This is a genomic window from Lactobacillus acetotolerans DSM 20749 = JCM 3825 (assembly GCF_001436775.1).
GTDB lineage: Bacteria > Bacillota > Bacilli > Lactobacillales > Lactobacillaceae > Lactobacillus > Lactobacillus acetotolerans.
This window is the reverse complement of record NZ_AYZC01000025.1, coordinates 1-24,543: the sequence shown is the minus strand read 5'-3', so window position 1 is coordinate 24,543 and position 24,543 is coordinate 1. Positions and strand designations below refer to the sequence as shown.

Here is a 24,543-nt window from a genome sequence, read left to right as displayed (position 1 = left end):
TGGCACCTGGATTTCAATTTTGCCAAACTGCGTATCCACCTTGCGAAAGTAGGCACCGTTCCTAGAATTGCCGGTATTCCAGCCGTCTCTTGCATAAGGATTATAACCTAAAAAGGCAGTTAATTCAGCTTCTAACAAGTCATTAACTGCTTGTTGTAATTCTTTGCGCAATAAATCATTAATTTTGTCTTGATTATTGGAGTGCTTGAGCAATATTTTTGGTAAAATCATTCATGAAGGAGTTCTTCTTTCTGTATGTGTTTTTTGTTCAACCCAATCATACGAGAAAGGAACTCCTTTTTCTAATATTTTAAGAAATTAATTTAAGGAATCATTCATCCTTACACAAACTATTTTACAGTCTCTTAAAGAATATGAGGAACATTAATATGACGCAGTATTTATCTTTTGATATAGGTGGAACCAACTTAAAATATGCTTTGCTCAATCATGAAGGGCATATTATTGAAAAGAATCGTGTTAATACCAATACCGAAAGTTTAGCAAGTTTTATGTCATCTATTTATAAAATTGCGGATGCATATAAAGGAAAGTTCGAAGGGATAGCCTTATGTGCACCTGGCAAGATAGATTCTAAGAATAAAGTTATTCACTATGGTGGTGCACTTACTTTTTTAGATGGCTTAGATTTAAATGAAACACTTGGTAAAAGATATAATGTTCCAGTTGGTGTAGAAAATGATGGTAAAGCCGCAGCTTTGGCAGAATTATGGCTTGGCGAATTGCAAGATGTAAACAGTGGTTTTGCTATGACTTTGGGTACTGCTCTTGGTGGCGGTATTTTATTAGATGGTCATGTTTTACACGGTAAAGATTTTCAAGCAGGCGAAATAAGCTGGATGATTACCAATATAAGTAAGGGCAGCAATAATCTGGAAGCCTATTCTGGTTATATTTGTTCTGCCGTAAGAATGATTTACATGATTAATAGGGCAGTTGGTAATTCAAATTTGAAAGATGGTATTGCAGCATTTGATGCAATTAGGTCTGGTAATAAGACGGCTGTAAAGATTTTTAAAGAATTTTGCTTAAATCTCGCTGCCGTTATTCTGAATATTCAAGTTATAGTTAATGGTGAAAAAGTAGTAATTGGTGGTGGCATTAGTGCACAACCAATTTTGATTAAAGAAGTTAGAAAGCAATTTAAACATATATTGACTGATAACCAAATGATTAATAATCAAATCAATCCACCAAAAATTGTGGCTGCAAAGTTTAAGAATGACGCTAATTTATATGGTGCGTTGTACGCATTATTGCTGGAGTTAAATGGTGAAAAGGTACAGTAAAGGATTAAAAATAATATTGATTCTGATTAATCGAGTAATTTACTTGTAAAATTGACACCTAAAAGGCGTCTTTTCTTCTTTTATTAATACCTTAAGTTTACTTTTAAAATGGGGGGTATGTTAAACTGCTTAGTACAAGAAAGAATTATAGAAAATTAAATGATTCTTTAAGTTGAGGTGAAAAATTGAAAATAAATAAAAAAATTGCTGCTAGTTCAATTGCAGCGTTAATGGCTATTAGCCCAGTGATCAGCTTGGCACAAAATCCTACTAGAACGGTTCAAGCCGCTGCTGATTCAAATCAAAAAACTTTGTTATTAAAGCATAACTCTTATGTTTATGGTAGCAATGGTAAACGTTTGAGTAAGTATCAAGGTAGCAAGAAGTTAGTATTTACTAAAGGTGCTACGCTTAATTATCCAGGTGGAACATCTGTGACAAATGCTGGTGGTAAATATTACTTTATCGGTCGAAATGGTTATATTAAAGCTGCTAATGCTACACCAATTGATAATCAAGCACAGACGGGTACATTGCACTTGAATTACAATACTTACGTTTATGATAAAAATGGTAAGCGTTTAAAGTCCTATAAGGGAAGTAAAAAGAATACATTTTTACGTTGGGGTCATACAGTTAAATATACTGCTACGCCTGAAGCAATTACTAATGATAGTAAACAATATTATTATTTGAATGATGATAATTACAGCCAAAATTGCCTACCATATCAAACGATTAATGGTAGTCAATATTACAGTATTGGCAATGGTGGTTATATTAAGGCTGCCAATGTTGATCAAATTGATGGTAAAACGGTTTATACAAATGAGGCTACCGTTACTACAAAAGCTCTTCGCAATTATATAAAGTCGCACAAAAATGAAGTACCTACTAGAAGTGCCTCAGATTATGGAGAGGGAAGCCCTTATTTAAAAGTTGGTCAAAAAGTTAAAGTTGATCGTGTAACTTCGATGTACATGGGCAATAGTGCTGATATATATTACCGGATTAAAGGTACAACTGATGAATTTCTTGATTCAAGGGATATTACAAGTCAGCCTAGACAACCACTAACGATTTATACAAAAGATTCATATGTTACTTTTGTAAATGATGCTAAAGCTTATAGTATTAATGGGGAACTTCAAACTAGTAAAAATGCTTCTCAAACAAATTATCGTAATGGTGAAAATGTTCCCGCATATAAAGAACTTTATATTTGGGTACCAAGTGAAAATAAGGCTGAGTTATTCTATGAAATATCAAGCCGTACTTTTGGTTATGTTAATTATGTTAATTATGTTAAAGCTTCCGATGTTAAATATCTTTCTGGTCCAAGAATAACAAAGCCTGAAAATACGCCTGAAGAAGCAAAAGCTGATGCTAAAATTGCTAGTTCAACTGATAAGCAAGCCTTACAAAAATTGATTGATCAAGAAAGCGCAGTTAAAGCTAGCGGTGATACTTATACAGGTACAAATAAAGAAATTTATCTTGATAATTTATCAACTTATAATGATATTTTAAGAACGGCTAAATCTGTTAACAGTTCAAATAAATCTACTGTTGCAGAAGTTAAAGAGGCTTCTTGGATACTCACAAAGGCACAGCAAAATGTTATAAATTTGGAGAAGCGTGATAATACTATGGCTCCGGATTTAAATTATTTATTCTAAAAATAATAGCTTAATCACACAGTTTGACCGCAAAAACGACGCCTTTTTAGGCGTCGCTTTTATTTTCTTTATTTTTCTGTTTTCTTTGGTCGTCTTATGTATCTAAGCTCACCATTTTTAACATATTTTTGAAATTCTTGGTAAAGTGGGTCAAAGATTTGTGGTTCATCATCATTAGAAAGCATCATCTTAGGGAAGAAGAATCGTTCATCCCCTTGCATTGTGCCATTCAACGCACGAATTAATGGACTAAGTTGTGATAACTCAATTAAATTGCCGTCATCCTGCATAATTTCGATCTGACTGTTGGCATTTTTTCCTGTTGGTTTATATGCGTCGTATGGTTCATCGAAAGCTGAATTTGTATCAGTATAATATTCAGGGTCAAAACCAGCTTGTTTGATTAAATTTCTCAACTTAGGAAGTAAATTTTGAGTTTCTTTGTTAATTTTGACACTGGCAAATGGTTTCCTATATAAGTAACGTACAGATAGATCAGCTAAAATTGGATCGGCTGAGTTAGTCCACATCGAAAAGTTGCTTTCCATAACACCGTCATCTAGCTTTAGGTAATCATCTAAAGTCCAGTTATCGTCTAAAAATTTAGCTAGGCTTGGTGTTACTTCTAATTGTCCTTCTTTATAGACTAATTTAGCCCGTTTGAGTAGGTGGCGCAGAATTACTTCCATTGAGCGACCTACGCGGTGAAAGTATACCTGTTGGTACATTTGATAACGGGCCACGATATAATCTTCAACAGCGTGCATTCCATCGCTAGTGAAGCAAATACCACCACTAAAAGGACGGATTTCTCGCAAAATTCGGGATAAATCAAATTCACCATAAGTGACCCCCGTAAAGTACGCATCCCGTTCTAAGTAGTCCATTCTGTCGGCGTCCGCCTGGCTAGAAATCATTTTAACTACCTGAGGATTGGGGTAAGTTTTGGCAATTACACTTGCCACTAACTCAGGGAAGTTTGGTGCCACTTGTTTTAGAGCATGATTAATTTCGGTATTTGGATCAGTAATAATCTTTTGCCCAAGTTTTTCATGATTAGTACCAAATAGATGTTCAAAGGTATGTGAATATGGACCATGACCAACATCGTGAAGAAGGCCGGCACATTCTACTAATAAACGGTTATCAGGATTCCATAGTCCATCTCCAGGGCTTTGTGAACGATACTTTTTATCAAAGATATTGCAGATACGTCTTGTTAATTCGTAGACACCTAGGTTATGTTCAAATCTAGTGTGGGTAGCACCTGGGAAAACATAAGAAATGGGCCCCAGTTGTTTAATGCGGCGCATACGTTGAAATTCTTTAGTTTTTAAAACGTCCAGGATAACTTTATCTTCAATATGAATGTATTCGTGGACGGGGTCGCGTAATACGACCTCTTTTTCTAATTTTTTACTTTGAAATCTTGGCATAAAATTTCCTCAGGTTGAAATATTAATTTCTTTGTGAATTATAGTTTAAAATATAAAGCAACTACTTAGAATTATAGCAAATAAGTGGTGAAAATGCTTTAATAGTGTAGAGATGAAGATTTTGCAACATACAAAAATAAAAAGATTAGTTTTATATAGTTTATTTTTTGCTATTTTATTAATTCAGGAATTTGTACCATTTTTAGGTAACATACCAATCGGACCATTTAGTTTAACTATAATTGGAATTACCGTGTATACAGCATCCTTGATGATGGGATCACTTGGTGGAGCAATTGTTGGTGGATTCTGGGGATTGATTACTTTTATTAGAGCATTTACTTTTCCCTCCAGCCCGATTGCACCGCTTGTATTTACTAATCCGTTAATTTCAATTTTACCTAAAATTATAATGGGCTGGCTTTGTCCTTGGCTATTTTTAAAATTAAGGGTACATTTTAAAACATATGCAAGCATGGTTGTTTCGATAATTTTAACTGAGATTATAGCAGATGCTTTGACTTTAGGGCAGATTTATTTCTTTTATGCGACACCTAAAGTTGAAGCAGCTTTTGGTGTCAACTTTAATAATTCTTTTGCTAAAGTAATTGGAACGGTGGTTGTGACAAATGCAATTCCTGAAACTATCCTTGCAGCAGTGATTGTTCCGATGATTGTAACGCAGTTATTTAGGAAGTTTAAAAATCAATTTTATGTTAAATAAACGAGCGATTATATTCCCTGGATCAGGTGCGCAGCATTTCTTTATGGGAAAGGAATTAGATGGCTTTTCAGAAATATTGGATCAGGCTAGCAGGGTATTAAATACTGATCTATTACAATTTAATGAAGATAAATCTATATACCAAGATAATTCACCATTAGCGGAAGTCATTTTAATGTTAACGGGCTATGCTTCCTTTAATGAAGTAAATAAGAGGGCTCCAATTTCCTACGTTGCGGGGCAAAGTTCTGGACAACTAACTGGGGCTTTGGTCAGTGGGATGCTAACTTTTGATGAAGCAGTACAACTTACGTATGAAATTGCTAAAGTTGAGGAGGATATCCCGCTTTCTAAAACTCGTCTTTTAACCTGTGCTAATTTAAACATTAAGGTAGCTAATAAGTTATTAAACCGATCTGGATTAAAGGATATCTATTTTGCAACAATTAATTCGCCAATCAATTTTATTTTTGGTGGGGATATTGATGAATTGAAAAAATTTGCGGTAAAGTTAAGAACTTGGGGTGCTAAGTGTGATTTTTTAAATATGCCAGCGTTTCATACAATTTTACTTAAAAAGATTGAGCCAAAGATTAGTAAGATAATTAATAATCTAAATTTAGCACCAAAAGAACCGCAGATTCCGTTTATTAGCGATTTAGATAATAGGTGGAATTCTTCAAAAAATTGGCTTAATAAGTTAGTAAAACAAGATACTTCTACTAGTAATTTGGATAAAAATCTGCAAACTTTTTTAAAGCTTGGTGTTAATGGGTTTGTTACAGTAGATTGTGGCGGTAGACTTTCTGAATTAGTTAATAATTCTGTAAAAAACAGACATGTAAAGTGCAAAGTTACGAATATAAGTAAAACAGGTGGTGCTTAAATGAATGAGTAAAGTAAAAGTGAATTTAACAAGCACAATTACTCAAAAAAAAGAAACAGAAACTTTTAAGAAAAGTACAGATGGAGAACTAAAAACAATTGGGGATATTACTAGGCTGTCTTATTTGGAAGATGGCGTTATTCCTGTTAAAATGCTTCTGAAAGAAAATGAATTACTTATTAAACGTGGCGTTGATGAAAATAATTATTCTTTTATGCGCTTTGTCCCAGGTGAAAAAGAAGCTTGTCGGTATGTAGTAGAAGGCCGACAAATGGACTTAACCAGCGCGGCTAATTTACTTGAATTCGAAACGCAAGAAGATGGTTCACAAAAACTTCGTATTGAATATGACCTCTTTAGTGGACTATACTTGATAGGTAACTATACAGTCACGTTGATTTTTACTTAAATGCCTAGTAAAATAGTAAAGATTGTAAAAAGAGAGGACGTACAATTGTGGGATTAAACGACTTAAAAGATAAAAATCGTAATGAATTATCAATGATTGAAGTTGCTCGCGCAATTTTGGAAGATCATGGCAAGAGAATGGCTTTTGCTGATATTGTTAATGCCGTTCAAAAATATTTACATAAGAGTGATGAAGATATTCGTAAACGTTTGCCACAATTCTATACTGATATGAACACCAATGGTGATTTCATTTCAATGGGTGAAAATGTTTGGGCACTTCGCTCATGGTTCCCATATGAGTCAGTTGATGAAGAGGTTAACCACCCAGAAGACGAGGATGATGACGATGATACTCGTAAGCACCATAAGAAGGTTAATGCTTTCTTAGCCGATGCAACTGGTAGTGATGATATTATCGATTACGATAATGATGATCCAGAAGATGATGATTTAGACGCAAGCGATGATAGTGATGACGATTACGGCGATAATGATTCAGATTATGATGAAGAAAATGAATCTAGTGATGATGACTTGCCTGATGGTATTGAAGGGCAATTATCACAATTAAAAAATGACGATGATGACGACGAAGACGATTAATTTGCTTGACTTAGATTAAAAAAGCAGATAGTATTTTTGTTGGGCACCATAAGTGTGTTTAAGCTCCCCCGAATTGAGGGAGCTTTTTTATTTGTTTAATAATTTAAAGTAAAAAGGAGTTTGGGCTAATGACAAAATACATCTTCGTTACTGGCGGTGTCGTATCTTCACTTGGTAAGGGTATTACGGCTTCATGTTTAGGCCGTTTACTTAAAAACCGTGGTTTAAAGGTTACAATGCAAAAGTTTGACCCGTATATTAATATCGATCCTGGTACTATGAACCCATATCAACATGGTGAAGTCTATGTTACCGATGATGGTACGGAAGCCGACCTCGACCTAGGTCACTATGAGAGAATCGTTGATGTTAGAACTAGCAAGTACTCAAACGTTACTACTGGTAAGATTTACAAAGAAGTCTTAGAAAAAGAGCGTCGGGGTGACTATCATGGTGCCACAGTTCAGGTAATTCCTCATATTACCGATATGATCAAGCAGAAGATTATGCGTGCAGCCTTAACTACCGATTCAGACGTAATTATTTCTGAAATTGGTGGTACTGTTGGTGATATTGAATCAACTCCATTTATGGAAGCTATTCGGCAAATGCGCCGTGAAGTGGGTGACGAAAATGTTATGTACATTCACTGTACTTTGGTTCCATATTTACATGCAGCGCACGAAATGAAGACCAAGCCGACGCAACATTCTGTATCTGAACTTCGTAGTTTAGGTATTCAACCTAATATGCTTGTCATTCGTGCTGAAAAACCAGTAGACCAAGAACATAAAGACAAAATCTCTACCTTTACTGATGTTCCGGTTGATCGAATTATTGAATCAATTGATGTACCGTCAATTTTTGATTTGCCACTTGCTTTTCAAAAGCAGGGTATGGACCAAAAGGTCTGTGATTTCTTACATTTGAAGAGTCCAAAGCCTAAAGCTGATATGGAATCATGGAAACGATTAGATGAGCGTGCTAAGAATTTGAAGCATACCACTAAGATTACCTTAGTTGGTAAGTACGTTGAGCTTGAGGATGCTTATATTTCTGTTACTGATGCTTTACAGCATGCAGGTTATCTTTACAATAGCAAGATTGAAGTTAATAAAGTCCAAGCGGAAGACATTACCGAAGATAATATTGCAGACATCATGGAAGGTTCAGATGGTTTAATTGTACCTGGTGGTTTCGGTACTCGTGGCCTTGAAGGTATGATCACCGCAATTAAGTATGCCCGTGAAAATGACATTCCATTCTTAGGCGTTTGTTTAGGGATGCAGATGGCTAGTGTTGAATTTGCTCGTGACGTCCTTGGTTTAAAGGATGCAAACACCACTGAAGCTGATCCGCACACTAAGAATAACGTGATTGACATTATGGCTGACAAGCGTGATGAGAATAATATCGGTGGTACTTTACGTTTAGGCCTATATCCTGCCACTCTTAAGAAGGGCACCAAGACAGCTAAGGCATATGATAATCAAGATGTTATCCAAGAACGTCACCGTCACCGTTTTGAATTTAATAATAAGTACCGTGAGGCCTTTGAAAAAGCTGGAATGGTCTTCTCAGGTGTTTCACCGGATAACCGTTTAGTAGAAATCATTGAGTTGCCAAAGAATAAGTTCTTCATTGCTGCTCAATACCACCCAGAATTTTTGAGTCGTCCACAAAGACCTGAAGGATTATATAAGGCATTTATTGGTGCCGCCAGTGGTCTTCCAGAAGAACAATTTTATAAATGAGTTGAATTATACAAAAGCTAAAGATTTCAAGAGGGGAGACGGTGTTTCTCCTCTTGTTTTTTTCATGGATTTCCTTTAACATTATTTATGACTATTAAAAATAGAAAAGGATTTTTTCGCCAATGAAGCAAATGATAATTCATGGTGGAAAGCCCCTACAGGGTGATGTTTGGATTGGCGGAGCAAAGAATTCAGCTGTTGCGCTTATACCTGCATCAATCTTGTCAAGAACGCCAGTAACCTTGGAAGGCGTCCCAAGAATTGCTGATGTTGACAACTTAATGGATCTTTTGAATGAAATGGACGTAGAAAGTGATTTTCATGAAACCACGTTACGTATTAATCCAGAACACATTAAGATGAGCCCGCTGCCAACAGGTAAGATTAAGAGTTTACGTGCCTCCTATTATTTTATGGGGGCACTTCTTGGTCGTTTTGGTAAGGCTATAGTGGGCTTCCCTGGTGGGGACGATATAGGACCACGTCCCATTGACCAACATATTAAAGGCTTTGAAGCCTTAGGCGCATGTGTAAAAAATAAAAATGATCAAATAATTATTACGGCACCAGAAGATGGTTTACATGGTGCAACGATTCATCTGAAAATGCCATCGGTTGGTGCGACCATGAATATTATTATGGCTAGTGTCACTGCTAAAGGGCAGACTATTATTGATGATGCTGCTAAAGAACCAGAAATAATTGATTTAGCAACTTTCTTAAATAATATGGGAGCCACGATTCGTGGTGCCGGTACTGATTCAATCAGAATTGAAGGTGTTAAAGAACTACGGGCTCAGGCTCCACATACGATCATCCCAGATCGCATTGAAGCTGGCACGTATATTTCTTTGGCTGCTTGTATTGGAAATGGTATTCGGATTCATAATATTATTGAGGAACACTTGGATTCGTACTTAGCTAAAGTTGAGGAAATGGGTGTCGTAATTGATGCTGATGAGGATTCACTTTATGTTTATCCTGCTGGAGCTTTGAAAATGATCCAGATTAAGACGGCAGCTTATCCTGGTTTTGCAACTGATTTGCAACAACCGATCACCCCGCTTTTGCTAACTGCCAAAAAAGGTGAAGGTGTCATTATTGATCAGATTTATCCTAAGCGGACCGGACATATTGCACAGTTACGTAAAATGGGTGCCAATATTAAAGTTGAGGATAATATTATTTTGGTACATCCAACTAAGCAATTGCATGGAGCAGTTGTTTCTGCTGGAGAAATTCGAGCAGGAGCCTGTTTGATGATTGCTGGTTTAATGGCAAAGGGTAAAACTGTCATTAATAATGCCGATAACATTTTACGTGGTTATGACCGTGTACAAGAAAAATTACGGCAATTAGGTGCTGATGTAAAGATTCAGGATGCACCAGACAATAAAGATGAAGAAGAAAAAGTTTAAATTTAATATATGAAAAAGGCTGTTACCTAAAATTGTGGGTAACAGCCTTTTTTTCTCTAATTTAACTATAAATTACTTTTACTTGGTTTTGTTCCAAAGCTTTGGCTAGCTTTGGATCGTTAATTTTTTGATCTGTTATCAAGTAATCGATTGCGTCTAACGGGCACATTTTTATAAAATTATGCTCTTTTAAAAATTTAGTATGATCAACCAAAGCAACGACCTTTTGTGTATGAGATATCATCATTTGTTTTGTTTGGGTCTGCATTAAATCTGCCATATAAAGTCCTTTTGTATCAAGAGAACTACAAGAAATAAAAGCATAAAGAGTACTAAATTGTTGTAAAAATTCTATGGCTTCCGTTCTTACTATTGATTGAGAAAGATTACGAACTGCTCCTCCGGTTAAAAAAACATCGAGATTTAGTTTGCTTTGTGCGATGCTGGCCACTTTTAAATTATTGGTAATAATTTTCACTCTAGAACGGTCAGCTAATATAGTTTATTAAGTAAATACAAGTTGTAGAGGAATCAATGAAAATCGCATCATTATTTGAGATTAATTTAGATGCTTTTCTGCACAAATCTTTTTTTAAATTAGCATTTTGGCTTGAGCGATAAGTCCAAGTGTATTCAATATTATTTTTGTTTAATAATCGAACTGCACCAAAAGATCGTTCAATTAGTCCATTCTTTTCTAAGACTAATAAATCCCGTCTTAATGTAGAGATCGAGCACTGCATAAATTGTCTTAAGCGGTTGATATGTATAGACGGATTAGCTTTTAAAATTTTGAGTAATTTTTCAATTCTATCTTTTTTTCTAGACATAAATATTTCCTATCAAAAACTAAATGTTCATTTTTTCTGAACGTTTGAACTCTATTTTAAAGCAAAAAAAGAATGAGTTTCAATGTAAATGAAATTACATTCAAGTAGTAAAAGATTCTGTTACTGTATAAATGTAGCGTATGAGTAAGCGTTTGCAAGCTATTACAAATATAAGCTTTTTAGGAGGAAAGTTATGACTGATATTAATTATAAAGAAATGTTGCATGAAGATACAATTTTTCTGACTATTGATGCAAATGATAGAGATGATCTATTTGAACAAATAGCTGAACGATTGAATAAGTTGGGCTATGTCAAAGATTCTTATGCAGAAGCTCTGAAGAAACGTGAAGATGAATTTCCAACTGGATTAGTAACCAAATATTTGTCAATTGCTCTTCCACATGTTGATCCTGAAAATATCAACAAACCATTTATTGCAGCGGTTAAGAATGCTAAGCCGATTCATATGCTTCAAATGGGTAGTAACGAAGATATGAAAGCTCAGTATTTCTTCTTTTTAGGGATTACTGATTCAAGTCATCAAGTTGTTTTATTACAAAAATTTATGCTGCTTCTACGAAATAAAAATTTTACTGATGAATTAACTTCTCAGACTGATCCAAAAAAGATGTTTGAATTTTTGAAAAAGGCTTTTTTAAGTTAAAGAATTCAATGAAAGGAGTTTTGTAATTATGGCTAGTATAGTTGTTGCATGTGGCAGTGGTGTTGCCACCAGTGAGACAGTAGTTGGTACTATTAAAAGTTTTCTTGATGATCATCATATTACTGGTGTTGATGTAGAGGCTACGGATTTTAAGCAGTTAGCACAGGCATTACCAAAATTTGATATTTATGTTTGGATTGCTAAACCAACACCGGAGATTAAATCTATTTGTAAGAAAAACGGCATTGTTGATGTTAATGGCGTCAATATTTTAACAGGTAATAATGATGAGGATTCATATGAGAAAATTTTATGGGGACTTAAACGTCTGCATTGATAGGTTGATGCTTAGATCGGAGGAATTAAAATGCAAATTTTACAAAGTATTGTTCAATGGGTTTTAAACCTTGGATCTAACGTTTTTGTACCATTAATTATGTTTATCATTGGTATGATCGCTGGGTTAAGGTTTAAAAAATCCTTTGTTGCTGCATTAACATTGGGAGTTGCTTTTAGTGGCATGACTTTAGTAGTTAATTATATGCAGAGCATCATAACCCCTGCTGGTAAAGCCATGTCTAAAGCTATGCATGTATCATTAACTGCTACTGATTTAGGTTGGACTGGAGTTGCAGCTATTACTTGGACTTCCAAGGTGGCTTTCTTGTTCTTTCCACTATTATTAATAGTTAATTTTATTATGTTGGCTTTGAATTGGACAAAAACTTTGAATGTTGATATGTGGAATGTTTGGAATAAGATTTTTACTTATGTTCTTGTTTATTATATGACTGGCAGTATGTTAGCTGGCTTCGTTGTAGCCACAATTCAAATTGTATTTGAATTAAAGTCAGGTGATATGTGGCAAAGGCACATTCAAGATTTAACAGGAATGCCTGGAGTGACAGTTCCACATTTTATTACATTGTTTGCCGTGATTCTTAATCCGTTGAATAAATTATTGGATTATATTCCGATTTTTAATAAACCATTTGATGCTAAGCATATTCAAGAAAAACTAGGTATTTGGGGCCGTAATGATGTTATGGGATTCATAATCGGTGTCCTACTTGGCTTTGGTGCTGGCTATGGTTTATCCAAATCATTAACGTTAGGTGTTGAAGCCGCTGCAGCTATGACCTTGTTCCCAATGATTTCTAAATTATTTATGGAAGCTTTGAACCCAATTGCAACAGCCATGGGCAATTTCATGAAGCGTCACTTTAAGAATCGTGAAGTTTATATTGGTGTTGATTGGCCTATTTTGGCTGGTAGAAGTGAATTTTGGGTTACTTTGATTATCTTAGTACCCGTTGAACTGATTTTCGCTATGATTTTACCTGGAAATAGAATTTTACCATTTGCTGGAATTATTAATTTATCATTTGGTGTTGCTGCATTGCTTTTAACAGGTGCAAATTTACTTAGAATGCTTGTGTTAGGTATTATTACCACCCCAATCTTTCTTTATGGTGGTACATATTTTGCACCAATGATTACTAGATTAGCTAAAACTACCCACGCAGTACATGTGCCTGCAGGTACAGAAATTTCTTGGTCAACCTTTGAAGGTCCTGATTTCCGTTTGTTCTTTGGACAAGCTTTTGCCGGTAAATGGTGGGCAATTATTTGTGCTATTCTGTGGATTTTAGGTTTTATGTGGCTTTATCGAACTGTAAATAGGGCTCCACTTCCAAGTAAAAGATACGTTCAAGACAAGACTTCAGATACTTCGGCAAATCATGAAAAAGCTGCCGTTTCTACACCTACTTTGATTGATGATTATAAGAAATTAAATTTAGATGACTTGGATGGTCAAGACTTTGGTAGCGTTTCCCATCAAACTTTTAATAAAGCTAATGCTGTCAAATCTGTCTTAGATACAGATAGCCAAGATTATAAAAAAATGAATCTTAATGATTTAGATGGTCATGATTTTAATAGTAAACATAGATAAATTCTACTTTGAGATATAAATGATGAGTAAAGATATACAAAAATTTTTATGGTTTTTATTGCTGTTTTCAGATATTTGCCTTTTCATTTTTGCTATTTATACTTCAAACTTTCCTTCTATTTTTGTTGTTATTATTGTAGCAACGATTATTCATTTTAAAGGAAATGAAGTTATGTTTGGTGAATTTGATCGTAAACGAAAAGCTAAGTATGAAGAACGTAAAAAAGAAATATTTAAAATACGCAAGCAAAGAGCACAAGAAAGGAAATAATAAAATGACTGAAAAATTCATCTTTGAGGATGAGAGACGTGATATGGCAATGGTAGCTAAAAAGTTCTTTGATCGGTCAAGGACTAATGTAGCTGGAGGTAACATTTCAGAAAAGATTGTACCAGAAAAGAGTTTTGATTATGGTGATATTCATATCGAAAAAAATCATCCGTACATTATCATAACCCCGACTATGATGTCAGAAGCTTGGTTTGGTAATCTTGAAGCTGCACAAATTTTAGTAGTAGATCTTGAGACAGGTAAAAAGCTTGATGGATCTGGTAGATTAACTCGTGAAATTAATATGCATGAAGAAGCGTATAAAGTGAATCCTAAAATCAGTGTGGTTTATCATTCTCATGCACCGAAATCAATGTTTTGGGGTACTAGCGGTTTAGATGAACCAAATATTACTGAAATTACTAAGGTACAGCTTAAATTGGGTAAAATTAAATGTTTGCCTTACCGCGAAACTTGTACTAAGAGTTTAGCTGATTTAGTTTCGCAAGAATTAAAAGATAGAAAAGATCAAGTTGATAATATATTACTTTTAAATAGTCATGGTGTACTTATTACATCTAATGATTTACACCGTGCCGCAATGATCCTAGAAACTACAGAATGGAATGCAGAAATTGCTTATAAACAAGCAGTTTTTCAGAAATTAGGATTGCTAAATGGTTATAAATCTTGTGGTAAAACTGTTAAAAAATAGATTTAATTATAATTTTTAATATATGAAAAAGGCTGTTACCTAAAATTATGGGTAACAGCCTTTTTGTTATAGATTATAAAACTTAGTTATTAGTCGAGTAAATCATACTTCAAAGTCATTAAACCATGACCTTCATCAACCATATTGCCTAAAAGTTCAACGGTATTGTCGTAAACTTGATCGGCCATCTTTTGGTTGGCAGCTTCAAGTTCTTTTTGCAAGTCTTTACCGGCAAAGTTGGTAGCCCTCTTGTCAGTATCATGTTGAATCTTATGGCATTGTGCTAAAGATTTTTGCTCAAAGTCAGTTTCGAGTTCGCCATACACACGGAAGTTAGTATCTCCTAATTGGGCTGCTAACTTATTCAACCAGAAAATCTTATTCAAGTTGAATTTAGGTGTAGTTTGGAAACTTGCTGGGGTGGTGGTTACGTTTGTGTAGAATGGAACCATACTGTTAAAGGTATTAGGTCCAAATGCCAACCATTGCACACCAGCAAACTTAGCTGGAACATCATTTCTAATTTGTAAGATATGGGTTTCAAAGTTTCTGTTGATACCAATTGGACGGAAAGTCTTCTTCTGTGCAGGAGTACCTTGATCACCGTATGCATCATATGGGGTGTCTTGGTAGTGTGAACTTTCTACCCATTTAATATCTTCAATACTGATTTTGCGGTTTGCGTGACAAATGAATGGTTGGTTCTGATCGCCAGGCTTGCCACCAAATTCAGGGTTAAAGAAGTTGTGGACGTACCAAGCACGTGGGTTGTTATAGTGGGCATCTTTGATGGTAGAACTACCAAAAATGTGCCGCATATTATAACCATCAGGATCTGGATTTAAGTGGTATTCATCAATTAATTCTTTAAGGTTTTGGTCAGACATGAAGCCATCAGAATCAAAGTGGAATTCATCGATGTTTAAGCGGTTTGGAGCTACAACATAAGCATCATCTGGGATGCGACGTGCGATCCAATGGTGGCCGCCAATAGATTCAAGGTACCAGATCTCGTTCTTATCAGCAAAAGCCATACCGTTCATTTCGTATGTACCATACTTTTCAAGTAGGTAACCCACACGTTTAACCCCATCAAGGGCACTATGTAAGTACGGTAAAGTTAAGGTAACGAAGTCTTCTTCACCGATACCACCTTTAGTTAAAAGTGGATCGATTCCTTGAATTCTGGGATTAGTGGTAATAGTTTCAGTAGCCGTCATAGCAACGTTTTCTGAGTTAATACCTGCGGCGCCCCAAACACCGTTATCTCCGGATGCTTCTGGTGCACTGGTGTAACGAAGTGGATTATCTAACAGGTCATCATCGTCAATTTTTTGGTGACTGATAACACTTTGATAATGCTTAGGCTGTTTGTCAGGCATAACAACTTCGAATTTTTCGGGGATGATGTTTCTGCCGCCATCTTCACTTCTGGCAATTATAGTTGAACCATCAAGGCTGGCATTTTTGCCAACTAAGATTGTTGTACATTCTGTTTGTTTCATTAAGTTCATCCTTTCTGCTTTCCTTAATTCTTATTGTATTAGAAATAGTATAAGGATAGCAAAAAATACAGAAGTTTTATTTGTTTTTTATGCTTTTAGGAAAATTATCTTAGATTGATTGTTAACTTTTAATGCTGGATAATTAAGGATGATTGAAACGAATTTCATACAATAATGAGGTAAAAAATGGATTATAACAATTATTTTGATCTAAATCTTGAACAAGCGAAACAATATACGGTTGCTCATACTGATTTCTTTGGTGACGAACAAGCTAATAAGCTTAATGTCAAAGAAGTTAGCGACGGGAATATCAACCACGTTTATAAAATTGACGATGGTAGAAAATCGCTAATTCTTAAGCAAACTGGTAAAACAATTAGGACGTCTGGTAATCCTCTTGACCAACACCGTGGTCATATTGAAGATAAGTGCCTGGAAATTCAGCGTAAATTAAGCGGCGGACAGGTTCCTAAGGTCTACGATTACAATGAAACGATGCATGTTATTCTGATGGAAGATGTTTCTGAATTTAAGAATTTACGCTATGAACTAAAGAAAGAACATATTTTTCCTAAATTTGCTGATCAAATTTCCAGTTTCATGGTGAATGTATTGCTCCCAACTACTGATTTGGTATTAGACCGTAAGAAAAAGAAAGCATTAGTTAAGGATTTTATCAATCCGGGCCCATGTGATATTACGGAAAATCTGGTTTTGACTGAGCCATATTATGATTACAGGGGGAGAAATGTTTTTGATAAAAGTTTGCTTCCATTTGTAAAACAAAACTTATATGACAATGATATTCTCAAGGCTAATGTTGCTGAGTTGCGTAATAATTTTATGAATAATGCACAGTCTTTGCTTCATGGTGATTTGCATAGTGGCTCTATTTTTATCAATGATTCGGATATTAGGGTCTTCGATAGTGAATTCTCTTTTTATGGACCGATGGGTTACGATATTGGCAACGTTATCGGTAACTTAGTCTTTCCGTATATTGTGCAGAAAGCATATTTGAAGAAAGATAAAAAGGGTAATGAGCAATTTATTAAGTGGTTAGGTACCACGATTCAAGTAATTTTTGATCAAACTTTTGCTAAGATGGCAGGTAAATATGATCAGATCGTTAAGTTCTCGTTTTATCGTGAACGTCATTTTAAAAATCAATATTTACGTTCAATTAAAAATGATACTTTGGGCTATGCTGGCACAGAAATCATTCGCCGTACCGTTGGTGACTCAAAGGTAATTGAGATTACTGATATTAAAGATCAAAAATTGCAAAATTTAGTTATGCAAATTTTAGTTAAAATAGGAATCAAGTTAATTTTAAATCGCAAAGTTTATAACAATGGTTCTGAGATTGTTACGGATATCGATAGTATTTTTAATGAAATGACTAAATAATTAGGGAGGCAAAGTTAATGCAAAGACAAGATAAAGGGATGCCATTCCTTCTTAAATATGAAAATGTTGCTTGGTATGAAGATGGCAAGGTTCGGATCTTGGATCGGCGTGTTTTCCCAATGCAAAAGAAGTTTGTTTATTGTAAGGATTATCACCAAATTATTAAAGCCATTCAGGATATGGTGACGCAAAGTGCGGGTCCGTTTACCGCTGTAGGTATGGGCATGGCCTTAGCTGCCTACCAATGCAAAGATAAATCTGAACAGGAACAGGTAATTTTCTTAACCAAAGCTGCTAAAGAATTGGGTAACGCCCGACCAACTACAGCTAACCGTTATTCAGCAATCACCAACAGGGCTTTAAAGTTGCAAAAGCAAGCACTCAAAGAAGGCAAGTCAGCGATTGATGCGGCTTTCAATGATACTTTAGATTCATTGAATAGGCGGTATGCAACCATGCAAAAAGTAGGCAACTATTTGGTTGATTTGATGCCGAACAATTCTAGCTTTTTAACCCAGTGTTATGGCGAGACAATTATTGGAGCCATTATTAGAAGAGCTAAAGAAACTGGTAAAACTCTTAAGGCATATGACGCTGAAACAAGGCCATTTATGCAGGGTACTAGATTAACCGCAAGCTGTTTTGAAGAGGCAGGTTTTGATACGACCGTTGTAACTGATAATATGACTAATTTTGTTTTGGAACGTGGAGACATTGATTTTTATACTTCTGCTGCTGATACCATCGCTATGGATGGCCATATTGCTAATAAAATCGGTACTAAGCAAATCGCTATTTTAGCTAACCGCGTTGGGGTTCCTTATTTTGTAACTGGAATTCCTGATCAAGATAAAGCGAATAAAGACGCGATTAAAATTGAATATCGCGATCCGGCACAAGCTTTACAGTTTAACGGTCAAAGAGTAGCGATGCAGGGTGTGCACTCCGTTTATCCAGCATTTGATGTTACGCCACCAGAATTAATAGGGGCGATTGTGACCGATAAGGGTGTTTATTCACCGTATAATTTGCAAGCTTATGCTAAATTAGGCGCAGAGAATTTTTATTAAAAATAAAAGGACAAAAGATGGATTACATTAAAGAGCGAAAACAAATCGTTGAATATGGCAAACAGATGATTACTAATCATCTCACTACGGGGACTGGTGGTAATTTAAGTATTTATATCCCTGAAAAGAAGATTATGTTAATCAGCCCAAGTGGGATTGATTATTACAAAACTAAGTTGGAAGACGTCGTTGTCATGGATTTGGATGGTCATGTCCTTGAAGGCAAGCGCAAACCATCTAGTGAATATGAATTACACAGTATTTTTTATAAAAATAAAGCAGGTATTCATTCTGTTGTTCATGCACATGCTGATTTTGCGACGGCAATGTCTTGCTTACGGATTAATATCCCACCACTTCATTACATTATGGCTGATATCGGTGATGAATTACGTTGCACTAATTATAAAATTTATGGTTCCCCGGAGATTGCTAAGGAAGCTTACCGTGTTATGGGTGACAATAAGGGTATCCTTTTAGCTAATCATGGCTTGTTGGCTATTGGCAGTGACATTGATTCTGCTATGGGAATTGCTAGAAATATTGAATTGATGTGCAAGTTGTATACTTATGCTTCGATTGTGGGTAAACCCGTGATTTTATCTAAAGAAGAGATGGCTGCCGTAACTAAAAAATTTCAGAATTACGGGCAACCTAAAGGTGAATAATTTTTAAGACTTTGTCTAAGAGATTCTAAAAATTTACCACAAAATCATGGTCACTTGCATTACTAACATTTGAAGCTATTTGTTATGGTTTATTTATAATAAATGGAGGTGGCAGTTATGCCAACATCACAACTTGGAATTCGATTAGATGATAAAGAAAAAAGTGAACTTGAAAAGAATGCCCATGCTTTAGGGCTTAGTGCCTCTTCAGCCGTGAAAATGATGATTTCACAGTTTAATCATGATAAAGGCTTCAGATATCCAGTTAACCGTATGGATAGCCTAGATAAGGTTGATAAATTACCTGCAGAGGTTGAAAAAGTAATGGTACTTGCAAAAGCAGAAGAGTATGGCTTAGTAAAAGACACCAGTGAAGATGTTAAAAATATTGATGATCTACGTCAACGGTGGGGTAAATGAGATATAAAATAAAAATGGAAAAACCATTTATTAAGAGAATGGATAATCTCGGTAAATTATTTCATTTATCCAATGCAGATACAGCTGATGCTCGTGAAACCATTATTGATGCTATAGCCAATCTAGCTGATGGCAAAGAATTGCCAGAAGGTTATAATGATCGCATTTTAGAAAAAGAACCTTGGATTGGTTATCATGAATTTCATGTATTTAGTGATTTATTAGTAGTTTATTATAAAGTTGATCGAAAAAATCGTATTCGAATGATTACAATTACGGATCACGAAGAATTAACGATTGGCAAATTACCTGATTAGGTGTTTGCGTATTATTAAGAAAATATGTTTTTGTAAATTTTATATATTGAAGCAATAGGTATTGGTTAGAAAATACCGCATAAAAAGCGCTATCTAGGGGAATAGATAACGCTTTTTTGCGTGATTTTGCATATAAGCAAATTAGATTTAGAGGGCTTACAATCTACAATCTTATTTTTCACCACTTCCTTTTTTAAATAAGAGGTTCAATAATGTGGCCGATAAACTGGCAACCACGATTCCGTTACTAAGAAAGAGTTGGACAGTCTGTGGTAAATTTTGAAAAATTTTAGGATAAATGGTAACGCCTAAACCTAAGCCAATTGAAATTGCAATGGTTAAGACATTCCGATTATCGTTAAGGTTAGTTTGGAGTAACATTTTTATTCCTTGAACGGCAATCATAGTAAACATAACTAGCATGGCTCCACCTAAAACGGGAGTAGGGATGATGGTAACCAATGCACCAACTTTAGGAAGTAAACCCATGAGCATTAATAAACTTGCTGCCCAATAAATAGGACGTTTGGTTTTAATTCCAGATAATTGTAGTAGGCCAACATTTTGTGAAAAAGTAGTGTACGGGAAAGTATTGAATAAACCTCCCAAGATTTGAGCGAGGCCTTCAGCCCGATAGCCTCTTTTTAAATCATCTTCAGAAATATTTTTATGAAGCAGGTCACCTGTAGCAAAGAACACACCGGTGGATTCGACCATCGAAACTAAGGCAATAATGATCATCGTTAATGATGAAGACCATTCAAACTTGGGAACACCAAAGTAGAAGAATTGTGGTAAATGGAACCATGAAGCTTGAATAACTGGTTTTAAAGAAACTAATCCCATAAAACTGGCGATGATAGTTCCAAGGATTAAACCGACCAAAACAGAAATGGATTTTAAGAATCCTTTAGCCCAAATTTCAAGGGCAATAATAATAGCAATTGTTATAAAACTAACGATTAAGTTTTTACTATCGCCAAAGTTCTTGGCGTTACTGTTACCGCCACCCATATTTTGAAAAGCGACAGGAATTAAAGTTAATCCAATAGTAGTTATCAAGGTTCCCGTGACTACAGGAGGAAACAATTTTTTGATTTTCGAGAAGAATCCAGCAATCAGAAAAACAAAAATTCCAGCTACAATGATGGCACCATACATAGTGTTGATTGAGAATTTTTTACCAATCATTACCAATGGTGCAACTGCTTGAATGGCGCAACCTAAAACAACTGGTAAACCGATCCCAAAATATTTGTTGCGCATTAATTGCAGTAGTGTTGCGAGCCCACACATGAAAATGTCAATTGAGACTAGGTAGGTCATCTGCGTGGAATTGAATTTGAGCGCGCCACCAATTAAAAGGGGGACAGCGACGGCACCGGAATACATTGCAAGTAAATGTTGTAATCCTAAAACAGCGGCTTTTTGCTGGCTAACTTCCTTGGGCATTTTATTCTTCTCCTAAAAAATGTACTTGACCATTTTTAAAACTATCAATGTTAGCAAGTGACTCTAAGCGGTAGCCGTGGTCTTTCACCCAACTGCTCCCACCTTGAAAAGTTTTGGCAACTACGATGGCAATCCCGGCAATTTTAGCGTGAGCCTGGTTAGCAATATTAACCATGCCCTTGACTGCCTCACCGTGAGCCAAAAAATCATCTAGGATTAAAAGTGTGTCATCTACACCTAAGAACTTTTCTTCAACACAAATTTTGTTAGTAACTTTTTTGGTATAGGAGAAGACGTTAGCCCAATAAACGGCATCATTTAAAGTAGATGGCTTTTTCTTCCTCGCAAAAACCATGGGAACGTGTAATTGATAAGCGGTCATAACTCCTGGGGCGATTCCGGATGCTTCACAGGTGAGGACTTTAGTTATCCCAGCGTCTTTGAAACGGCGGGTAAATTCTTCACCGACTTCCATCATGAGTTGCGGGTCTACTTGGTGGTTCAAAAATGAATTAATTTTTAAAACGTCACCTGGTAAAACTTCGCCATCTTTACGAATACGATCTTCTAATAATTTCACTTTTTCCTCCTGAGTAAAAAAATAAGGGCTTCCTCTACCTTGAATTTAAGGTAAAAGAAGCCCCATAAAATTTTATTTCATTGCAACTTACGATTACCTATAGTTCAGAATTTACGGTTCTGAGTAGAGACTGCCGTCCTTATCACGACAATATATAGATATATTTAAATGTTAATTGCATTCTAGCAGAAAATTTAAAGTGGGACAAGATAAAACTATCTAAAAGACGAATTAATTAGAAAATAAAGCAAATATTATTCGTAGTATGAATCAGTTAAAAGTATAAATAAATTGACCAAATTGTGAATTATAGGTAAAGTTAATATGATTTGAAAGTTTAAAGAAGGAGTACCGAAGTGGCTAAGAAGAACATTAATGATTTTGACAAGATCATCGTTTTAGATTTTGGGAGTCAATATAACCAGTTGATTACACGACGTCTGCGTGATTTTGGCATTTATTCCGAACTTTTACCTCATAATATAAGTATGGAAAAGATTAAGAAAATAAATCCAAAAGGAATTATCTTTTCCGGAGGTCCTAATAGTGTTTATGATCCCAATGCTTTGAAAGTTAATCCGGATATTTTCAAGTTGGGAATCCCAATTTTGGGTGTCTGTTATGGGATGCAGATTTTAGCTTACTACTTAGGTGGTAAGGTAGAAAAAGCACAAAATTCTGAATATGGCCGTGCTGATATTAAAGTAGAAGATTCTAACTGTGTATTATTTAAAGGCTTACCTAGCAAACAATATGTTTGGATGAGCCATGGAGATTTAGTAACTAAAGTGCCAAAAGGATTTAAGGTTGTTGCTTCAAGTAAGTATTGTCCAATTTCTGCGATTGCTGATGATAAGAATAAATTCTATGGCGTTCAATTCCATACCGAAGTAAGAAATACCGAATATGGTTTGAATATTTTGAAGAACTTTGCCTTTAAAGTTTGTGGTGCCAAAAATAACTGGACGATAGACGACTTTATTGACATGAAGGTTGAACAAATTCGGGATGAAGTTGGCGATAAGAAAGTTATCTTAGGTCTCTCTGGTGGTGTTGATTCCAGTGTGACGGCTACACTTTTGCACAAGGCAATTGGTAACCAATTAACCGCGATCTTTGTTGACCATGGCATGCTTCGTAAAAACGAAGGTGACGATGTCATGAAAGCCTTAAATCGTGATTTAGGTGTAAATATTATTCGGGTTAATGCTCAAGATCTTTTCTTGAGTAAGTTAAAAGGTGTCACTGATCCTGAGAAGAAACGTAAAATTATCGGTAAAGAATTTATTGAAGTTTTCAATCAAGAAGCTAAAAAAATTAAAGACGTTGATTTCTTAGCTCAAGGCACTTTGTATACTGATGTAATTGAAAGTGGGACCAACACAGCCAGAACGATTAAGTCACACCATAACGTTGGTGGATTGCCTAAGGACATGCACTTTAAGTTGATTGAACCGCTTCGTAAATTGTTTAAAGATGAGGTGCGTGAGATTGGTGAAAAGCTTGGGATTCCACATGATTTAGTGTGGCGGCAACCATTCCCAGGCCCTGGTCTCGGTATTCGTGTCTTAGGTGAAGTTACGAAAGATAAATTGCATATTGTTCGTGAAAGTGACGCAATTTTACGTGATGAAATCAAGAAAGCTGGTTTACAAGAAAGCATTTGGCAATACTTTACCGTTTTACCGGGTATTAAATCTGTTGGTGTTATGGGTGATGGTCGAACCTATGATTACACTATCGGCATTCGTGCAGTAACATCAATTGATGGGATGACAGCTGATTTTGCTCGCATTCCGTGGGATATTTTGCAAAAGATTTCTACTAGAATTGTAGACAAAGTAGATCACGTTAACCGAATAGTTTATGATATTACCAGTAAACCACCTTCCACAATTGAGTGGGAATAAAAAGAATAATAAGCATGAAAATTTTCTTCATGCTTATTTATTTTGCTTTAATACCTAATATTTCATAGGGTGATAGGGAAAGTGCTCGCATAATTGCTTTTGCAATTTTGTTCTGAGATGATCACTTTGTGTGGTAACATTATTATTGTTTAGTATTATATGATATTTATTCTCTAAAAATAGTATTTAGTAGCGAAGATTGTAAAAAGAGGAGTCTATGTTGTGTTAAAAGTAACTGTCATTAATGAAATAATGAAAGTTGGGTCTACAATCCCGTTACGAGTTACTTGCTCTGATTTTAAACAATATATTTTGAAAGGGATAAACAAGAATGTACCAACTGGTAAAGCACTTTTTAATGAGGTGGTTGCTTCCAGATTTGCTAAATTAATCGGTTTGGATACACCTAATACTGCTATTGGAATACTTCCAGAATCGATTATAACTTCTAGCGATATAATCAATTTAAAAAAATATGGTTTTAAATCAGGTCAATGTCATTAAGTTAAGACATTGACAATCGCTAGGCTTTTAAAAGGCATCCATT

26 protein-coding genes, 1 pseudogene and 1 riboswitch are annotated in these 24,543 nt (G+C 35.3%); of the genes and pseudogenes, 20 read left to right on the top strand and 7 right to left on the bottom strand.

The annotated features are described in order from the left end of the window. Positions 1–235, bottom strand: a pseudogene (locus FC77_RS04985) (transposase); the annotation flags it as partial. Positions 236–389: 154 nt separating this feature from the next. Between FC77_RS04985 and FC77_RS04980 the strand changes: the two are divergent. Beyond that, positions 390–1,310 (top strand): ROK family protein, encoded by a 921-nt coding sequence (locus FC77_RS04980; protein ID WP_054681816.1) that lies wholly within the window; start codon positions 390–392, stop codon positions 1,308–1,310. Between the two features lie 185 nt (positions 1,311–1,495). Next, complete coding sequence (locus FC77_RS04975; protein ID WP_056970382.1) at positions 1,496–2,989, top strand: SLAP domain-containing protein; 1,494 nt, start codon at positions 1,496–1,498, stop codon at positions 2,987–2,989. 68 nt (positions 2,990–3,057) lie between these two features. Here the strand turns inward: FC77_RS04975 and FC77_RS04970 are convergent, their stop codons facing one another. Further along, complete coding sequence (locus tag FC77_RS04970) at positions 3,058–4,425, bottom strand: HD domain-containing protein (RefSeq protein ID WP_056970381.1); 1,368 nt, start codon at positions 4,423–4,425, stop codon at positions 3,058–3,060. Between the two features lie 121 nt (positions 4,426–4,546). On the opposite strand from FC77_RS04970, the gene FC77_RS04965 reads away from it, so the two are divergent. From FC77_RS04965 to FC77_RS04940, 6 genes are all read left to right on the top strand, one after another. After that, positions 4,547–5,149: an ECF transporter S component gene (locus FC77_RS04965; protein WP_060459167.1), complete on the top strand. Its 603-nt coding sequence runs from the start codon at positions 4,547–4,549 to the stop codon at positions 5,147–5,149. A gap of 43 nt (positions 5,150–5,192) precedes the next feature. Continuing rightward, positions 5,193–6,035 (top strand): ACP S-malonyltransferase, encoded by an 843-nt coding sequence (locus FC77_RS04960; RefSeq protein ID WP_151443559.1) that lies wholly within the window; start codon positions 5,193–5,195, stop codon positions 6,033–6,035. Positions 6,036–6,039: 4 nt separating this feature from the next. Next, on the top strand, positions 6,040–6,444 hold the full coding sequence (locus FC77_RS04955; protein ID WP_054681807.1) for a YwiB family protein: 405 nt from the start codon (positions 6,040–6,042) through the stop codon (positions 6,442–6,444). Positions 6,445–6,491: 47 nt separating this feature from the next. After that, positions 6,492–7,049: a DNA-directed RNA polymerase subunit delta gene (rpoE, locus tag FC77_RS04950; RefSeq protein WP_054681805.1), complete on the top strand. Its 558-nt coding sequence runs from the start codon at positions 6,492–6,494 to the stop codon at positions 7,047–7,049. A 128-nt stretch (positions 7,050–7,177) separates the two neighbouring features. Next, on the top strand, positions 7,178–8,803 hold the full coding sequence (locus tag FC77_RS04945; RefSeq protein ID WP_054681804.1) for a CTP synthase: 1,626 nt from the start codon (positions 7,178–7,180) through the stop codon (positions 8,801–8,803). Between the two features lie 122 nt (positions 8,804–8,925). After that, on the top strand, positions 8,926–10,221 hold the full coding sequence (locus tag FC77_RS04940) for a UDP-N-acetylglucosamine 1-carboxyvinyltransferase (protein WP_056970378.1): 1,296 nt from the start codon (positions 8,926–8,928) through the stop codon (positions 10,219–10,221). A 61-nt stretch (positions 10,222–10,282) separates the two neighbouring features. Here the strand turns inward: FC77_RS04940 and FC77_RS08265 are convergent, their stop codons facing one another. Beyond that, on the bottom strand, positions 10,283–10,699 hold the full coding sequence (locus FC77_RS08265; protein ID WP_229773309.1) for a DeoR/GlpR family DNA-binding transcription regulator: 417 nt from the start codon (positions 10,697–10,699) through the stop codon (positions 10,283–10,285). Between the two features lie 10 nt (positions 10,700–10,709). Further along, positions 10,710–11,051, bottom strand: a complete 342-nt coding sequence (locus tag FC77_RS08260; RefSeq protein WP_225723711.1) for a DeoR family transcriptional regulator — start codon at positions 11,049–11,051, stop codon at positions 10,710–10,712. A 193-nt stretch (positions 11,052–11,244) separates the two neighbouring features. Here FC77_RS08260 and FC77_RS04930 point away from each other — a divergent pair, with 193 nt between their 5' ends. Genes FC77_RS04930 through FC77_RS04910 form a run of 5 tightly spaced genes read left to right on the top strand, consistent with a single transcriptional unit; the run spans position 11,245 to position 14,661 of the window. Beyond that, the gene (locus FC77_RS04930) at positions 11,245–11,718 is read left to right on the top strand and encodes a PTS sugar transporter subunit IIA (RefSeq protein WP_056970377.1); all 474 of its coding nucleotides are present in this window, start codon (positions 11,245–11,247) and stop codon (positions 11,716–11,718) included. A gap of 28 nt (positions 11,719–11,746) precedes the next feature. Beyond that, positions 11,747–12,055 (top strand): PTS sugar transporter subunit IIB, encoded by a 309-nt coding sequence (locus tag FC77_RS04925; protein ID WP_054681800.1) that lies wholly within the window; start codon positions 11,747–11,749, stop codon positions 12,053–12,055. Positions 12,056–12,085: 30 nt separating this feature from the next. Next, the gene (locus FC77_RS04920) at positions 12,086–13,675 is read left to right on the top strand and encodes a PTS galactitol transporter subunit IIC (protein WP_056970376.1); all 1,590 of its coding nucleotides are present in this window, start codon (positions 12,086–12,088) and stop codon (positions 13,673–13,675) included. A 19-nt stretch (positions 13,676–13,694) separates the two neighbouring features. Further along, complete coding sequence (locus tag FC77_RS04915) at positions 13,695–13,946, top strand: hypothetical protein (protein WP_151443562.1); 252 nt, start codon at positions 13,695–13,697, stop codon at positions 13,944–13,946. Positions 13,947–13,950: 4 nt separating this feature from the next. Next, a complete protein-coding gene (locus tag FC77_RS04910; protein WP_056970374.1) occupies positions 13,951–14,661 on the top strand; it encodes a class II aldolase/adducin family protein in 711 nt (236 codons plus the stop codon). Positions 14,662–14,750: 89 nt separating this feature from the next. On the opposite strand, the gene FC77_RS04905 is transcribed toward FC77_RS04910, so the two are convergent. Continuing rightward, positions 14,751–16,166: a C69 family dipeptidase gene (locus tag FC77_RS04905; protein ID WP_056970373.1), complete on the bottom strand. Its 1,416-nt coding sequence runs from the start codon at positions 16,164–16,166 to the stop codon at positions 14,751–14,753. A gap of 186 nt (positions 16,167–16,352) precedes the next feature. Here FC77_RS04905 and mtnK point away from each other — a divergent pair, with 186 nt between their 5' ends. The 5 genes from mtnK (at position 16,353) to FC77_RS04880 (ending at position 20,054) form a co-directional block, all read left to right on the top strand. After that, positions 16,353–17,579: an S-methyl-5-thioribose kinase gene (mtnK, locus tag FC77_RS04900; protein WP_056970372.1), complete on the top strand. Its 1,227-nt coding sequence runs from the start codon at positions 16,353–16,355 to the stop codon at positions 17,577–17,579. A gap of 17 nt (positions 17,580–17,596) precedes the next feature. After that, positions 17,597–18,649 carry a s-methyl-5-thioribose-1-phosphate isomerase gene (locus FC77_RS04895; RefSeq protein ID WP_054681795.1) on the top strand — a complete coding sequence of 351 codons (1,053 nt, stop codon included), beginning with the start codon at positions 17,597–17,599 and terminating at the stop codon, positions 18,647–18,649. Positions 18,650–18,666: 17 nt separating this feature from the next. After that, a complete protein-coding gene (locus FC77_RS04890) occupies positions 18,667–19,317 on the top strand; it encodes an L-fuculose-phosphate aldolase (RefSeq protein ID WP_056970371.1) in 651 nt (216 codons plus the stop codon). Between the two features lie 117 nt (positions 19,318–19,434). Continuing rightward, the gene (locus FC77_RS04885; protein WP_056970370.1) at positions 19,435–19,737 is read left to right on the top strand and encodes a hypothetical protein; all 303 of its coding nucleotides are present in this window, start codon (positions 19,435–19,437) and stop codon (positions 19,735–19,737) included. Continuing rightward, positions 19,734–20,054 (top strand): type II toxin-antitoxin system mRNA interferase toxin, RelE/StbE family, encoded by a 321-nt coding sequence (locus FC77_RS04880; protein WP_056970369.1) that lies wholly within the window; start codon positions 19,734–19,736, stop codon positions 20,052–20,054. Before FC77_RS04885 ends, FC77_RS04880 begins: the two co-directional genes overlap by 4 nt. Positions 20,055–20,225: 171 nt before the next feature. Here the strand turns inward: FC77_RS04880 and FC77_RS04875 are convergent, their stop codons facing one another. Continuing rightward, positions 20,226–21,506 carry a nucleobase:cation symporter-2 family protein gene (locus tag FC77_RS04875; RefSeq protein WP_056970368.1) on the bottom strand — a complete coding sequence of 427 codons (1,281 nt, stop codon included), beginning with the start codon at positions 21,504–21,506 and terminating at the stop codon, positions 20,226–20,228. A 1-nt stretch (position 21,507) separates the two neighbouring features. Further along, positions 21,508–22,086 carry a xanthine phosphoribosyltransferase gene (locus FC77_RS04870; protein WP_056970367.1) on the bottom strand — a complete coding sequence of 193 codons (579 nt, stop codon included), beginning with the start codon at positions 22,084–22,086 and terminating at the stop codon, positions 21,508–21,510. Positions 22,087–22,166: 80 nt separating this feature from the next. Further along, positions 22,167–22,264: riboswitch (purine riboswitch) on the bottom strand. A gap of 178 nt (positions 22,265–22,442) precedes the next feature. On the opposite strand from FC77_RS04870, the gene guaA reads away from it, so the two are divergent. Together guaA and FC77_RS04860 are read left to right on the top strand one after the other, a co-directional pair. Then, complete coding sequence (gene guaA, locus FC77_RS04865) at positions 22,443–23,996, top strand: glutamine-hydrolyzing GMP synthase (protein WP_056970366.1); 1,554 nt, start codon at positions 22,443–22,445, stop codon at positions 23,994–23,996. Positions 23,997–24,218: 222 nt separating this feature from the next. Beyond that, the gene (locus tag FC77_RS04860; protein ID WP_056970365.1) at positions 24,219–24,500 is read left to right on the top strand and encodes a HipA family kinase; all 282 of its coding nucleotides are present in this window, start codon (positions 24,219–24,221) and stop codon (positions 24,498–24,500) included. Positions 24,501–24,543 lie beyond the last annotated feature (43 nt).